The following is a 15,745-nucleotide window of genomic DNA, read 5'->3' on the forward strand; positions in this document are numbered from 1 at the left end:
ATATTTATTTAAACGGTTTTGCGGAAAATAAATTGCAAATCAGGTAAATATTGAAATTCAAATAATCAAGATAGTTTAGTGACTTTTTAGTTCAACTAACTATTAAGCCATTGGATATGGACGTTGCGATAAGTTCTGCTGTATTAGCTAGTTTTGATTTTGCCAGCATTTTTCTGCGATGGGTATCAACGGTGTGTTTGCTAATTTCTAAATCGAGTCCAATTTCGCAGCTGCTTTTGCCAAGTGCCAATAGGTGTAAAATTTGTAATTCTCTTGCTGTAAATATTAATATGTGTTCCCGTTTTAAGCTCTTTTCTTTTGAGGTGTGAATATTATTTACATCATTAGATGATGAAACTATAGAGCACTCGCTAAAGAGTTTAAAGCCTTTTTCCCAATTCAATTTTTCGTGTAAGGTATTGGTGTTTCGTAATTTAATGTAGTTGCCATTTATATCCTTTATTCTAAACTCAATAGAGAAAATATCTGCACCTAACGGAAGGTTGGAATAATTGTTTAAGATAAACTGGCATGCGTTTTTGTAGGAAGAAGCTACGATATCAATATCTTGTGGATGGATGATGTTTAAAATACTTCTAATGTTCAGTAGGTCGTTATGCTGACCGCAAATTTCTTTGAATTCTTTAGATATGTGTGTTAATGAAAAATGAGGAAATCTAGTAATAAAAGTAAATTGCTTTTTAGTGGCAATAGTAAGATCCTCCGCTATGTTACTAGTTTTGTTGAATGTTCCATTAGATAATTGATCCTCGGTGTAAACCTGATCAATTTCACTAATTATTTTCTGATGAACTTTGTCCATTATTAAATCCATAATCTTCTTGCTATCAAAAGTGAATGTTTAATATATCTGACTTTGTTAGTGTTCGCTAACATGCATTCAGATATATGATTATAGCCTGCCCAATCCTGATAAAAGAATTGAGCAGGTATAAACTTTTGTATTATTGAATAAGATTTTGTTAAAAACAGACAATTAAAATTGGATCACCTTAAAGGTGGGCAATAAGGAGCTTGAATTGTTATAGAGGTACACCAACCACTTCAACTGTGGCTTGATAATTAGGATCAATTAAGCTTGAAAATTCATTTAGCTTTTGAGTTTTCATCATTTCATCACCATTTAGTTCGTGCGTTTTAGCTTGCCAGAATACGACTGATGGTTCTGATGGTAAAAAGCGTTCAGCAGTTTTTAGTAGTGCTAGGGCAGAGTTTAAGCGATTAGTGGATTTTTTTTCAGCTCTTTCTGCTGACAAGCTAATGTTTTGTTGTGCATCTATTGCCGCATTGTATTTTTTAATAGCCAACTGAAGGCTAGCATTACCTTGTTCTATTGGCGTTCCGTTTTCTGGATCGTAAAAACTAACAAAGATTTTGCGTTGCATTTCTGCTGGTGTTCCGTTTACCATACCAGGTTGCCACATGCCGGATGTTTCAGAAATTACTGAAGCTACGGCTTTATCTGTTTGAGTAGAAACAGAATTCTCAATACTTAAGTTACTTACCGAGCCATCTGAATTGATGGTGAATAAAACGGATACAACACCTTCATCTAATATAAACTCATTTTCGAGTTGTGTACCTAAATACTGGCAGATAGGTGAACAATTAGAATTCTCATCAATTGTAAAGCTAGTGCTTCCTGTAAATTTTGGCGATTCAACGGTGGTTTCTGATAGTCTTGTCATTTGAGCAAATGACAAACATGTAATAACTAATGCTGCTGTTAATAATGAAATCCTTTTCATGACATCTGGTTTTTAAAGTTTCTGATGAATTTAAAAATCTGGAGGACCTAAATTATAGTAGGCTCCAGGTGATGTATTACTTAGGTTTTTAATCAAAGACAATATAAAAGTACCTTAAACTCTTTTATTTGTCCATACTCAATGTTGAGTAGTGTTTTTTAAATGCTTGATAGTAAAGGTAAAGAGTTTTTATGAATTTTAAAAATTAACATACATTAACAGAATGGTAGGTTTTTATAAGTGAGATTCATCAATTAAATTGTTTGAAATTGAATAGGCAACTAATTCCGTTGTATTTCCAAGGTGTGATTTGGATAGCATTTTTCTTCTGTGCGTATCTACCGTATGTCTGCTAATACGAAGCATTTTGCCAATCTCAGAACTGCTTTTACCAACAGCTAACAGGGCAAGCACTTGTCTTTCGCGATGTGTAAATAAGGAGGAAAACTCTGACAATTCTTGATCTGGGAATGGGCATGAAACTCCATCTCCATTATTGGTGTAATTGAATTCCATTTGTACATTGTTTTTTAGATGACTGATGTCGGTACTTAAAGCAAGTGCTTTAAATTCCTTATCGTCTGTATCTTTTTTGAATATGCAATTCTGATTATATAATCTAATATAGTGACCGTCTTTATGCATGATTCTAAAATCCATGGACATAACACTCTTAAAGGGTTTTAAGTTATTATAATTATCAATTACGAATTCACACATTTTTTTTGTTGCGAGTAATGCAATAGGGTAATCTTCGGGGTGAATGAGGCCGTATAGTTTACGTAAAGTCATTTCTTTGGGATGATAACCAAGAACGTCCGAGACGCTAGGTGAAATATATAGCGTTTTAAATGCGGGAAATTGTATGATATGGAAGAATTGATTGTTGAAACATATTAACTTTTGTATTTCTTCTAATTCAATACCTTCCTTCGTGTAATTTGTAGAAATAAATTCTTTCCCCGAAAGTGTTTCTATTAAGCAGATTAAATCATTGTATGAAAAAAACTTATTCATGATGCCTCCCTTCACGCACTTGTTGTAAAAGTTATGTTTGCTTTGAGCTCGATGGTATAAGTTATTTCAATTTGATTGGTTTGTCAATATTAATAATCAAATAAAAATGCAGTTTAAAGTTCGCTTTGTTTCTTTAAACTGCATTTACCGGTTTAATTTTTTATCTATCATTGGTTTAATCGCTTAGTTAATCAAATTTGAATGCGATAGTTTCAGCGTTATTAGAACTGTACATTCTAACCAATTCTTCTAATTCTAAAAATTTCAAATCTCTATTAATTTCATCACCTAACATATCGTAAGTGCAGGCTTGATAATGAATCACGCATGGTTCGTTGGGTTGATATCTTGATGCATGATTAAATGATGTAAGCGCAGTTTTTAGTTTTCTATTTACTTTTTTATTACGCTTATCCTTGGATGAGAAAAGAGAATTTGACCATTCATTGGCCCGGTAGTATTTTTTAAGTCCTTTTGAGTAGTAAGCTACAGCTTGTTGTTGAAGAGTTACGCCTTCTGTATCGTAAAAATTAACAACAATTCTTTTTTCCATTGCAATGGCCTCGCCGTTATTTTGCCCAGGTAGCCACGAGCCTGAAGTTGACTTAATAGCACTTAAAACTGCTTTATCGTTCCTGTTTGAAACAGAGTTTTTTATAGCGTAATTTGATAATGTGCCATCAGCATTTACAGTAAAATCAATAATAACTTTACCTCCAGTAAAATCAATAGATCTAGCTTGATCAGCAAGGTCAGTAGATAAAAAGGCAGCTAGAGGAGTGGTTGCAATGCCATTAACTTCAGCAGTGGTTGATGAACTTTTAAAAGTAGGAGCCATTACTTCAATTTCTTCAATTCTTTGATGTTCCTGTCCAAGGCAAATAATGGATATCAGAAACAATCCTGTTATAAATCCAATTGCTTTCATGATGTTTTTGTTTTAATGAATAATGCAAGATCAAATATATGTAAGTATGGTCCTTTTGTAAATACTCAGTGCTGAGGATAGTGTCTTATGCTTATTCTTGCTGAAGTATTTTCTATATCTTTGCGATACATCAAAAAAAAGGAAGTTAGTGCAAAAGTATCTCGAACAGTTAAACCCAGCGCAACAAGAAGCAGTAGTCACTACCGAAGGGCAATCTTTGGTAATAGCAGGGGCAGGATCTGGTAAAACCAGGGTGTTGACATTTAGAATAGCTCATTTACTTACGCAAGGAGTAGCTCCTCATCGTATCTTATCGTTGACTTTTACTAATAAAGCGGCCAAAGAAATGAAAGAGCGTATTGCTACTATTGTAGGAGGCGATGTAGCTAAAAATTTATGGATGGGTACGTTTCACTCCATTTTTGCACGAATTTTACGAAGCGAAGCGGAAAAACTCGGATATCCATCTTCCTTTACCATTTACGATACCCAAGATTCTAAAAGTCTGTTGAAGTCCATTATAAAGGAAATGAAACTGAACGACAAGGAATATAAAGTAGGTGCTGTATTAGGAAGGATTTCGGCGGCAAAGAACGATTTAGTAACGCCTGCTGCTTATGCACGCGATCAGCACCGTATGTCCGAAGATCAAGCATCCCGTAAAGGATTGGTATACGAAATATACACACGTTATATGCGTCAGTGTTATAAGTCAGGCGTAATGGATTTTGATGATTTATTATTAAACACCAATATCCTGTTTCGAGATCATCCAGAGGTACTACAGAAATATCAAAATTGGTTTCAGTATATCATGGTTGATGAGTATCAGGATACCAATTACTCGCAGTATATTATTATTAAAAAGCTGGCCGAAAAGCACGGTAATATTTGTGTAGTAGGAGATGATGCACAGAGTATTTATAGTTTTAGGGGAGCAAAAATCGAAAATATTCTAAACTTTAGGAATGATTACCCCGATTATAAAATGTTTAAGTTGGAACAGAATTATCGTTCTACACAGAATATTGTAAATGCAGCGAATAGCATTATTGCTAAAAATTCAAAGCAAATAAAAAAGGATGTATTCTCTGAAAAGGATACAGGAAACAAAATAAAGATTCACAATGCCTACTCGGATATTGAGGAAGGGTACATTGTGATTAATGACTTAAAAGAAAAGAAACTTAAGCATAACTACGATTATCAGGATTTTGCAATTCTATATCGCACCAATGCGCAGTCGCGTATTTTTGAGGAGGCGCTTAGAAAAGGCAATATGCCTTATAAAATATATGGCGGTTTAAGTTTCTATCAGCGTAAGGAGGTAAAAGATCTGTTGGCTTATTGTCGTGTGACCATTAATCCAGCCGATCAGGAAGCCTTAAAACGTATTATCAATTATCCGGCTAGAGGTATTGGAAAAACCACTTTAGATAAACTTGAAGGGGCTGCTTCAGCTTCCGGAAAAAGCATGTGGGAGGTGATGATTTCGTTGGAAGGAACGGCCAAGTTATTTAACTCCGGAACGCAGCGAAAATTGAACTCATTTGTGGGTTTAATAAATGGTTTTGCAGCGGGTGCTAGTCAGCAAACGGCCTTTGATTTGGTGACGGAAATAGCTACCCAAAGTGGTATGATGAAAGATTTATATCACGACAGAACACCCGAAGCAGTGGCGCGTCAGGAGAATATTCAAGAGCTTTTAAATGGTATCCAGGAGTTCACCAATAACCAGATTGAAGAAGGCGGGGAGAATGGGCTGGTTAACTTCTTAGAAGGGGTTTCTTTATTAACAGATCAGGATAATGAAGGAGAGGATGATATTAATAAGGTAACTTTAATGACCATTCATTCCAGCAAAGGTTTAGAGTTTAAAAATGTATATGTGGTGGGAGTAGAGGAAGGATTATTTCCTTCAACTATGACTTTAGATAGCGAGCAAGGCGTAGAGGAAGAACGAAGATTGTTTTATGTGGCGGTGACAAGAGCCGAGGATAATGCTACTATTTCTTTTGCACGTACACGTTATAAGTATGGTGAATCCGCTTTTTGTAGGCCTAGTCGTTTTATTGCAGATATAAACGAAGAGTTTATTGAGTTTGCCGGCGGCGACCAAGCAAAAATACAGGATAAACCAGGCCGATTTGCTCCTAAGCCTACCCAAAAACGTTCCTTTGGTAGTTCTCAGCCAGCGCAAAAGCCAGGTTATAATTTTAAGAAAGTAAGCAGTGAGCAGGCAGCCGCCAAGCCAAGTTCTTTTTCAGGAGGAACAGCAGGTAACCTTAAAGCGGGAGTGAGCGTAGAACACATTCGTTTTGGCAAGGGAAAAATTGTAAGTATCGATGGACAAATGCCCAATGCAAAAGCCACTGTACACTTCGATAATGCAGGAGTTAAACAATTACTTTTAAAATTTGCCAAACTTAAAATTTTGGGTTAGATTTGTAGCCATAGTACTGCATGATATACACATGTTTACTGCACTATTTAAGATAAATACCCCCAAAATCTAAATCGATTACATTATTAAGATTAAGTTTATTGATGTTTTAGGTTTTGAAATTGTCTCATAAAGATTGATTTAGAGAAGAGATTATATAGTTAATTATGGAATATAATTCGAATAGGAAAAAGTTACTTTTACCTGAGTATGGTCGTCATATTCAAAAAATGGTAGATCATTGTGTATCTATCGAAGATATGGACGAAAGAACAAAGTGTGCACATTCCATTATCGGAAATATGGGAAATATGTTTCCACACTTGCGTGATGTAAATGATTTTAAACACAAGTTGTGGGATCATTTAGCTATCATGTCTGATTTTAAATTAGGGATAGAAACACCTTTTGAACTTCCTGAGAAAGAAACGCTATACGAGCGTCCGAAAAAAATGCCTTATAACAATCAGCGCATTAAGTATAAGCATTACGGTCGTACTATTGAGCAAATGATAGACAAAGCTACTGAAATGGAAGATGGTGAGCATAAAAAGCATTTAATTATGCTGATTGCTAACAACATGAAAAAGTCTTTGATAACCTGGAATAAAGATTTTCCTGGTGACGAGCGCGTTTTTAATGATATTAAAGCTATGTCTGGAGGAGCACTTGAAATTCCGGATGATATTAAAATTCCAGAGCAGCGAGAGCATCACTCTAATCATAGTCATAGCCAAAATAGAGGTCGCAGCAACAATAATAATAAAAAACGCACTTTTAAGCGTCAAGATGATAGAAGAAACTAATCTTTAATTATTATAATCCACCCATAATGCATTGTTTCGAAATAGAAGGAGGGCATAGGCTTTCTGGCGAAATCACTCCTCAGGGAGCAAAGAATGAGGCACTTCAAGTTATTTGTGCAACGCTACTATCAAAAGAAGAAATAATCATCAGCAATATTCCAGATATTGTTGATGTTAACAACCTAATCGATTTATTAGGTGATATAGGTGTCGAAATCAATAGAATCAGCAGAGATGTTTGTTCTTTCAAAGCAGAAAATGTTGATTTAGATTATCTACAATCCATAGAGTTTCGTAAAAAAGCATCTTCATTGCGTGGTTCTATCATGATTATGGGACCTTTATTGGCGCGTTACGGAAAAGCTTATTTTCCTAAGCCTGGTGGCGATAAAATTGGTAGACGTAGACTGGATACTCATTTTATTGGTTTTGAAAAGTTAGGTGCGCGATTCCATTATAATCCAAACGAAATATTTTATAGTCTAGAAACAGATGGTTTAAAAGGAACCTATATGTTGTTAGATGAAGCATCAGTAACAGGTACGGCTAACGTGGTGCTTGCTGCCGTGCTTGCTCCAGGTAAAACCACTATTTATAATGCGGCTTGTGAGCCTTATTTGCAGCAGTTATGCAAAATGTTGGTAAGCATGGGTGCTATCATTACAGGTATTGGTTCTAATCTTCTGCATATTGAAGGAGTTGAAAGCTTAGGAGGTTGTAAACATAGATTATTACCTGATATGATTGAGATTGGTAGTTTTATCGGGATGGCTGCTATGACAGGTTCTGAAATTACCATTAAAGATTGTGCTTACGATGAATTGGGTATTATACCTGAGGCTTTTCGTAAAATGGGTATTAAGCTAGAGCGTAAAGGGGATGATATTTATATTCCTGCACAAGAGGAATATGAAATAGAAACCTTTATTGATGGTTCTATAATGACTATTGCCGATGCGCCTTGGCCTGGATTAACGCCTGATTTACTAAGTATATTCTTGGTTATTGCCACGCAGGCAAAAGGAAGTGTTCTTATTCATCAAAAAATGTTTGAGAGTCGTTTGTTCTTCGTGGATAAGTTAATTGATATGGGAGCCAGAATCATACTATGCGATCCACATAGAGCCACTGTCATTGGAATGAACAAGGAAACTTCGTTAAGAGGAACTACCTTAACCTCGCCTGATATTAGAGCAGGTGTAGCTTTGTTAATTGCAGCGCTTTCTGCAAAAGGCAAAAGTACCATTCAGAATATCACACAGATAGATCGAGGATATCAGGATATTGATAAACGATTACAGAATTTAGGAGCTAAGATAAAAAGAGTTTAATACTCTATTTTGAGTCAAAAATATTTAAAGGGTTCCTGTATCGGAGCCCTTTTTTGTTTTATTGAACTTTACTTATAGATAGGTTACGTTTGTTAACATTGTTTAACAGGCGCATGTTTTGTCTATTTTTATAAATCACTTAAAAGTTGTATTGGTCTGAAATAGTGCAATTTGAGAGCTAGTGCTGTAGTGTTGTGTAGTGTTATTTTTGAACCAAGCTTATAAAAATACACATTTATTTTATAATTCAAAAGAAAATAATTTTGGTTGTTAATGTTTTTGAACATACTTTCGCCGACCGTTTTACTAACATTTGTCATGAAAACGATGATGTTAATCTAATTTAAGATGGATGGCACTGAAAAAGTTTTAAACTTTGCAGTGTGAGTATTAACCAAAATTGTGTGTGTATGAGAAAGCTAAAACTATTGATATTAGTTGTTTTAGCCGGGTTTGTGTTTTTATCTTTTAATAACGGAATGCCAGAACCAAATACTGGTGTAGCTATTGGAGATAAAGTACCAGAGATAAGAACTAGCTTATTGAATGGGTCGGATTTTGATTTAGAATCATTGAAAGGTAAAATGGTTTTAATTGACTTTTGGGCTTCATTTGATGGAGAATCACGTGTGGAGAATCATCAAAAGATGATGCTTCAAAAGAAATTTGCTAACAGCAAGTTTCACAAAGGAGAAGGATTTGTTGTTGTATCCATTTCTCTTGATCGTTTCAGATCGCCTTTAGCAAAAGCTATTAAAGCGGACGGACTTACAAATGTTTTGCATATTTGCGATTACATGGGTGCTGAGTCTGACATTGCAAAAAGCTTTGAGGTACAAAAACCAACCAACTTCCTTATTGATGGCGAAGGCCGCTTAGTGGCGTATAGCTCAAGTATCAACAAAGTGACAGAGTCGCTAGAGTACCTTCAAAGAAATTAATTTCCCTTTTTAAGATTTTATCGATTTTAAGATATTTAGTTAACAACTAAGTTTGCTGAAAGAATTGGTTTAGGGCGCATTTATTTGCACCCTGAATCATTTCTTTTAAATTTGAAATCGAATTCATCCAATTTGAATTGTCAGTAATTCGTTATTGTTGCGACTATGCTTGCAAACAATATTCAGATTGTGTTTGTTTTGAGATTATAAAAAGTTGAAAACATTTAAGTTTCGAGTTATGAAGAAGGTAGATTTAAAGAGAGCGACAGTTGTATTAGGCTTTATTGTGTGCCTAGCAATTTCAGCTCATGCGCAAAATAATGGAAAGGTTGGTTTAGAGATTGGCAACAAAGCTCCAGAAATTAAGATGCTATCGCCTCAGGGTGATGTTATTTCCTTGTCTTCCTTAAAAGGCCAATTGGTATTGATAGATTTTTGGGCTTCATGGTGCGGGCCTTGTAGAAAAGAAAATCCACATGTGGTGGAGGCATATGAAGATTACAAGGATAGAAAGTTTTCAAACGCTAAAGGTTTTACTATTTTAAGTGTATCCTTGGATTCCAATAAAAAAAGTTGGGAAAAAGCCATTAAAGCCGATGAGTTGGTGTGGCCAAATCATGTAAGCGACTTAAAAGGTTGGAAATCGAAAGCTGCAGAGATTTATCGAGTAAGAGGTATTCCGGATAATTATTTGGTTGATGGAGATGGTATTATTGTGGCAAAGGGATTGCGTGGCCCATATTTAGAAGCTGCTTTAAAAAAGCTGGCTAAAAAGAAGTAAGAAAATATTTAATATAAATTTCGATGGCAGTATGCAGTTTGTGTACTGCCATTGTTTTTGTATGCTGACAATAGTTAAGTGCAATGCTGCAAAAGGCTGTCAATTTGTCCCAAATAATTGGCTTGGCAAAGTAATTGTAAAACATGTCTCGTCAAAATAGAACAATAAAAAGAAATAATATAATGGCAAGTAAAGGATCTAAAAAAGAAAAGAAAGAGGAAGTTGTTGAGGAGCAAGTAACGAATAACGAAACAGAATCTGCAAAAGCAACAGAAGAGCAAGTAGAGGAAGCATCGGAAGAAGAAGTTACTGAGCAAACAGAAGAAAGCGAAGTAGAAAAGCTATCTCTTAAGGTTTCTGAGTTAAACGATAGATACCTTCGCTTAAGTGCAGAGTACGACAATTATCGCAAGCGTACCTTAAAGGAGCGCATGGAGTTAACTAAAAGTGCTGGAGAAGGATTACTAAAAGGATTGCTTCCTGTTGTAGATGACTTTGATAGAGCGATTGCTCACCTAAGTGAAGCTTCTGATTTAGATGCAGTGAAAGAAGGTATTGACTTGATTTATAATAAATTTCAGGAATTCTTTAAGCAAAATGGAGTGATTGAAATAGAAGCGAAAGAAAAAGATTTTGATACTGATTTACACGAGGCAATTACTAAAATACCAGCGCCTACAGAGGACATGAAAGGGAAAGTAATTGACTGTATTGAAAAAGGATATACGCTGGGCGATAAAGTGATGCGTTTTTCTAAAGTTGTTGTAGGAGAATAATTAAGCACTAGATACCATATTATTATGTCGAAAAGAGATTATTACGAAGTTTTAGAAGTATCAAAAAGTGCAGAGGCTAGTGAAATTAAAAAAGCCTATCGTAAAAAAGCGATGCAATTTCACCCGGATAAGAACCCTGGGGATAAAGCAGCCGAAGAGAAATTTAAAGAGGCAGCTGAAGCTTATGAGGTACTTAGTGATGACCAAAAAAAGGCGCGTTACGACCAGTATGGTCATGCCGGTGTAGGTGGTGCATCAAGCGGTGGTTATGGTGGCGGAGGTATGTCCATGGATGATATCTTTTCGCATTTCGGCGATATTTTTGGAGGCGGTGGCGGAGGCGGCTTCGGAGGTTTTAGTGGCTTTGGCGGTTTCGGCGGAGGCGGTGGAGGTCGTCAACGTGTCAACAAAGGATCTAACCTACGTGTAAAAGTGAGCCTAACGCTGGATGAAATATTAAATGGCGTTGAGAAAAAAATAAAGGTAAAAAAATATGTTCCGTGTAGCCACTGTAGTGGTTCAGGAGCTGACGGAGGTGCTTCTCATAGTAACTGTTCTACTTGTAATGGTTCCGGGCAAGTGACTCGCATTTCAAATACCATTTTAGGTCAGATGCAAACGGCATCAACGTGTCCTACTTGTGGAGGTGAAGGGAAAATCATCACCAACAAGTGTAAGCATTGTGCTGGAGAGGGTATTGAGAAAGATGAGGAAGTGATTTCGATCAATATTCCTGCCGGAGTGGAAGAGGGTATGCAACTTTCTGTTTCAGGAAAAGGTAATGCTGCACGAAGAGGAGGTATCAATGGCGATTTATTGGTGTTGATACATGAAGAGGATCATGATGAGCTAGTGCGTGACGGAAGAGATTTATTGTATAACCTATTTATTAGTATTCCAGAAGCTACACTTGGAGCACCAGTTGAAATACCTACTTTAGAAGGTAAAGTAAAAGTGAAGATTGAAGCAGGAACGCAGCCGGGTAAAGTATTGCGATTGAGAGGTAAAGGTTTACCAGAAGTAAATGCTTACGGAAGAGGTGATTTGTTAGTAAAAATCAATGTGTGGATTCCAAAAGATTTATCTAAGGATGAGAAAAAAGCAATGGAAAAAATGGCTGACTCAGATTCATTTACGCCAAGACCTACATCTCAGGAAAAAGGTTTCTTCAGTAAAATGAGAGATATGTTTTAGAAAAAAAAGCAAAGTTTTTTTTAGCTATTGGTTTTTAGCTCTTAGCTACAAAATATAAAACCCCAATTTGCATCGCAAATTGGGGTTTGTTTTTTTTAGTAATGCTCTTAGTTCTTCCCTTAGCTTTGTAGCCGGGGAAGTACCGCATCAAAGATGCGAGGATGGAGGCTACCTTTCCTGTTCTTTTGCCAACAGCAAATAGCTAAAGGCTAAAAGCCACCTCCTATATCACTTTTAGTTCTTTACCTATCTTAATAAAAGCTTCAATGGCTGTATCAAGATGTTCTTTTTCGTGAGCGGCCGATATTTGAATTCTGATGCGCGCTTGATCTTTAGGCACTACAGGGTAGTAAAAGCCAATCACATAAATTCCTTCAGCCAATAACTTCTCAGCAAACTCTTGCGATAGTTTAGCATCGTATAACATCAACGCTACAATGGCAGAATTAGTGGGTTTAATATCAAAACCTGCAGCCTGTATTTTTTCCTTAAAGTAAGCGGCATTTTCAATAACCTTATCTCTGTACTGGGTTGACTCCGTTAACATGTCAAACACCTCAGAAGCTGCACCAACAATAGCAGGAGCTAATGAATTAGAGAATAAATAAGGGCGAGAGCGCTGACGGAGCATATCGATAATTTCCTTTTTACCAGTAGTAAAACCGCCTAATGCACCACCTAATGCCTTTCCTAGGGTGCTTGTGATAATGTCAACACGATCCATTACATTATGGTATTCATGGGTTCCTCTACCGGTTTTTCCAATGAAACCTGAACCATGACTATCATCCACCATAACCAGGCTATTGTATTTCTCCGCTAAATCGCATATTTCGTTCAGTTTAGCAATGTCCCCATCCATAGAAAAAACACCATCGGTAACAATAATTCTATAGCGCTGATCCTGCGATTTTTTTAGCTGCTCTTCTAAGTCGGCCATGTCGGCGTGCTTGTATCGATAACGAGCTGCCTTGCATAAACGCACTCCGTCAATAATAGAAGCGTGGTTTAATTCATCAGATATAATAGCATCTTCTGCAGAAAGTAAAGGTTCAAACACACCACCATTGGCATCAAAGCAAGCCGCATATAAAATGGTATCTTCCGTACCTAAGAAATCAGCAATCTTCTGTTCCAGGTTTTTATGAATGTCCTGCGTTCCGCAAATAAAACGAACCGACGACATGCCGTAACCATGTGTATTCATTACCTCTTGTGCTGCTTTTACTACTCTTGGGTGCGATGAAAGCCCTAAGTAATTATTAGCACAAAAGTTCAGTACTTTATCTCCTGTACTCACTTTAATTTCTGCTCCCTGAGCCGATGTAATAATACGCTCGTTTTTATATAAACCCGATTCTTTAATCTGATCTATCTCCTTTATAAGATGATCCTTAAAATCTCCGTACATATGCTAAAATTTAGTTTTACCCAAAATTAAGCACCTATTTGGATTAAAAAAATGACTTACACCAACTTTATGATAGAGCTAAGCTTAAATAATTATTGCGCCATTATTAAGGAGGATTCATGTTCGATGTTTGTCCAATACTGACTCGGTATATATACTGACGAAATACACATCAAACTCAGACCAAACTCACAGATATGTGAGTTTAGTCTGAGTTTGATGTGAGATTAACCATAGTTTGTATCGAAGCATTATCGAAGATGTACAAACTGTATTTAGAAGATTACTATGAATAAGGGAGGAAATACAGCGATAAACAGTCTCGATGGACAGGTTAATTGTAATTATTGTGGTATAATTGTTGCTTCCAAATCGAAAATCTTTAACTTTTTAATTCCATGAGGCTTTTTACTCTATTTCTTTTACTTATTGCTTTTTACGTTAATGCATCTTCTATAACAATCGATGGTACTATTTTTAGCAAAGGCAATAACACTCCGCTTCCATTTGTCAACATAAGCCTAAAAGGAACCTATAATGGAACTGTATCTGATGCTGATGGCAATTATAAATTAAAGATTCCTCCAAATAAGGAATATACAATATGCTTTAGTTGTATTGGATTTGAATCAAAAGAAATTAAGCAAAGTCTGCTGGAGCAAAATCCCAATATTGTATTAAAGCCTTCTGTGGTTCCCATTAGCGAGGTGGTGGTAATGCCTGATAGTACCTTGCGCAGTTTTCTGCGAAAAGCTTACAATTTAATTCCTGAGAATTATCCTGACGTTCCTACTTCTTATGAAGTTTTTCATCGTGGCGGTATTCAGAATAATAAGAAGGAATATTTTAGACTTAACGAGGCAGTGTTGCAGGCCTATAAGCCATCCTATAAAAATAAAGCAGATGGAACCATTGAAGTTCTTAAAACCAGAAAGTATAATGAGGTAGAGCAAAGTGATGGTTTTAGATATGTTTATTATGGAGGTTTGCATCGAATTCATCGAGACGATGAGGTTAAGAACCGTGAAGATTACCTGAAACCTCATAAAGATTATAATTATGATTTAGTAGGTCAAGAATATTATAACAATAGAAAAGTATATGTAATAGCTTTTAGGCCTAAGCAGGATAAAAATTTACGTTATACAGGTAAGTTTTATATCGATGTAAAAAGCTTAGGATATATAAAGGTAGAGTTAAAGCCCACCGCTAAATGGATAGAAGAAAGGTATAATGATTTGTTGGGAATACACCGCGACATTAAAGCTAAGGATTTTGATTTTGTGGTAAATTACAACATACAAGATTCTATTTTCTATTATCAATCATCCTATTATAAAGAAAGGCTTGTTCACAGAGATAGTACTTATTATTCAATATCGGAAAATGTAGTTACTTCCATGCAAAAGGATTCGGTGGATAAGATTCCTTTTCAGCAGCAAACCCCTATTACCTATGTACCCACACTCGAAGCTACTGAATACGCCCAAAGTAATTGGAAAGATTATGCCACCATGCCTAATGCAATAGAGATTGATACTGTTGTGGCAAAAGAATTATTTAATACATCTGCTCCAAAGCCGAATAAAAAAGAAACTCTGCTAAAAACACTGAATAGGCTCGAAGTAGTATGGGGAGTAGGATATTCAGATTATTCAATGCAAGCATCTCATATAAATTTGGCTTATAAGCATCTTAATTTTAGTAAACAATTGGATGGGGCAAGTTCTGCGCTGAACATAGAGCAGCTGATATTGTATAAATTTACACCTTATCATGGCATTGGTTATAAATTAAACTTATCCTTAGGCGACGCCTATTATTACACAGGTAATGCATTGTGTTACAACCTCCGACTCCCAATAAAAACGGTAGGTAAAAATATATACGGTAATTTTTCTGTAGGATATTCTTGGCGCAATTTTGGTCAAGGCTTGGGCACTAGTAATTCAGACGCCGAGTTTAAATTTGGAGGCAAAAAGTTTAACACAGATAAAGTACGTGCTTTTACTGGATTAAAAGAGCATGGTTACGAAACAGGATTTAATTTGATGGTTCAGTTAAAAGCCTTGTGGTATTTAAATGTGGGTGCAAATTATTTTTGGGCCAACAAATCTCAAGAAACCATCTATATGAAAGAAGCCAAAGGAGTTTTCAGAACCCAGGCTAACGAAGCCTTAAATCAAGATGATATCAGCTATCAGATTGATGGAGTAGATTCAGGAATTAGTGGTGTAACAAATAATAATTGGTCAGTTAGTGCAGGAATAAGTATGTGTTTTTAAATACTGCGAGCTCGGTAAAAAACATTCCCGCCGCTGTCGCACCAATCTTTCGTGTAACATTTT

The 15,745-nt window shown here is 36.0% G+C and carries 13 protein-coding genes; 8 read left to right on the forward strand and 5 right to left on the reverse strand.

Going from position 1 to position 15,745, the window contains the following annotated elements:
* Nucleotides 1-91: 91 nt before the first annotated feature.
* The 4 genes from A8L32_RS20045 to A8L32_RS20060 all read right to left on the reverse strand — a co-directional run bounded on the left by A8L32_RS20045 (nucleotide 92) and on the right by A8L32_RS20060 (nucleotide 3,714).
* Nucleotides 92-835, reverse strand: coding sequence for a LuxR C-terminal-related transcriptional regulator (locus A8L32_RS20045; protein WP_066632830.1), 744 nt, complete (start codon nucleotides 833-835; stop codon nucleotides 92-94).
* Between the two features lie 208 nt (nucleotides 836-1,043).
* Complete coding sequence (locus tag A8L32_RS20050; RefSeq protein ID WP_066632832.1) at nucleotides 1,044-1,769, reverse strand: energy transducer TonB; 726 nt, start codon at nucleotides 1,767-1,769, stop codon at nucleotides 1,044-1,046.
* A gap of 234 nt (nucleotides 1,770-2,003) precedes the next feature.
* Nucleotides 2,004-2,786, reverse strand: coding sequence for a LuxR C-terminal-related transcriptional regulator (locus A8L32_RS20055; RefSeq protein ID WP_066632835.1), 783 nt, complete (start codon nucleotides 2,784-2,786; stop codon nucleotides 2,004-2,006).
* A gap of 187 nt (nucleotides 2,787-2,973) precedes the next feature.
* Nucleotides 2,974-3,714 (reverse strand): energy transducer TonB, encoded by a 741-nt coding sequence (locus A8L32_RS20060; protein WP_066632836.1) that lies wholly within the window; start codon nucleotides 3,712-3,714, stop codon nucleotides 2,974-2,976.
* A 148-nt stretch (nucleotides 3,715-3,862) separates the two neighbouring features.
* Here A8L32_RS20060 and A8L32_RS20065 point away from each other — a divergent pair, with 148 nt between their 5' ends.
* The 7 genes from A8L32_RS20065 to dnaJ all read left to right on the forward strand — a co-directional run bounded on the left by A8L32_RS20065 (nucleotide 3,863) and on the right by dnaJ (nucleotide 11,986).
* Nucleotides 3,863-6,157 (forward strand): ATP-dependent helicase, encoded by a 2,295-nt coding sequence (locus tag A8L32_RS20065; RefSeq protein ID WP_066632838.1) that lies wholly within the window; start codon nucleotides 3,863-3,865, stop codon nucleotides 6,155-6,157.
* Nucleotides 6,158-6,324: 167 nt separating this feature from the next.
* A complete protein-coding gene (locus tag A8L32_RS20070; RefSeq protein WP_066632841.1) occupies nucleotides 6,325-6,963 on the forward strand; it encodes a DUF4290 domain-containing protein in 639 nt (212 codons plus the stop codon).
* A 26-nt stretch (nucleotides 6,964-6,989) separates the two neighbouring features.
* Nucleotides 6,990-8,294 carry a UDP-N-acetylglucosamine 1-carboxyvinyltransferase gene (gene murA / locus A8L32_RS20075; protein WP_066632844.1) on the forward strand — a complete coding sequence of 435 codons (1,305 nt, stop codon included), beginning with the start codon at nucleotides 6,990-6,992 and terminating at the stop codon, nucleotides 8,292-8,294.
* A 410-nt stretch (nucleotides 8,295-8,704) separates the two neighbouring features.
* On the forward strand, nucleotides 8,705-9,235 hold the full coding sequence (locus A8L32_RS20080) for a TlpA family protein disulfide reductase (RefSeq protein ID WP_066632847.1): 531 nt from the start codon (nucleotides 8,705-8,707) through the stop codon (nucleotides 9,233-9,235).
* A gap of 238 nt (nucleotides 9,236-9,473) precedes the next feature.
* Nucleotides 9,474-10,016 (forward strand): TlpA family protein disulfide reductase, encoded by a 543-nt coding sequence (locus A8L32_RS20085; protein WP_066632849.1) that lies wholly within the window; start codon nucleotides 9,474-9,476, stop codon nucleotides 10,014-10,016.
* 182 nt (nucleotides 10,017-10,198) lie between these two features.
* On the forward strand, nucleotides 10,199-10,792 hold the full coding sequence (locus tag A8L32_RS20090) for a nucleotide exchange factor GrpE (RefSeq protein ID WP_066632950.1): 594 nt from the start codon (nucleotides 10,199-10,201) through the stop codon (nucleotides 10,790-10,792).
* 24 nt (nucleotides 10,793-10,816) lie between these two features.
* Entirely contained in the window at nucleotides 10,817-11,986 is a 1,170-nt protein-coding gene (gene dnaJ, locus A8L32_RS20095; protein WP_066632851.1) for a molecular chaperone DnaJ, read from the forward strand.
* 223 nt (nucleotides 11,987-12,209) lie between these two features.
* Here dnaJ and kbl read toward each other — a convergent pair whose 3' ends face one another.
* Entirely contained in the window at nucleotides 12,210-13,397 is a 1,188-nt protein-coding gene (gene kbl / locus A8L32_RS20100) for a glycine C-acetyltransferase (RefSeq protein ID WP_066632853.1), read from the reverse strand.
* Between the two features lie 398 nt (nucleotides 13,398-13,795).
* Between kbl and A8L32_RS20105 the strand changes: the two genes are divergently transcribed.
* Nucleotides 13,796-15,682: a carboxypeptidase-like regulatory domain-containing protein gene (locus A8L32_RS20105; RefSeq protein ID WP_066632856.1), complete on the forward strand. Its 1,887-nt coding sequence runs from the start codon at nucleotides 13,796-13,798 to the stop codon at nucleotides 15,680-15,682.
* The last annotated feature ends 63 nt before the right edge of the window (nucleotides 15,683-15,745 follow it).

Origin of the sequence: Labilibacter marinus (genome assembly GCF_001659685.2) — a bacterium.
GTDB classification, from domain to species: Bacteria; Bacteroidota; Bacteroidia; order Bacteroidales; family Marinilabiliaceae; genus Saccharicrinis; species Saccharicrinis marinus.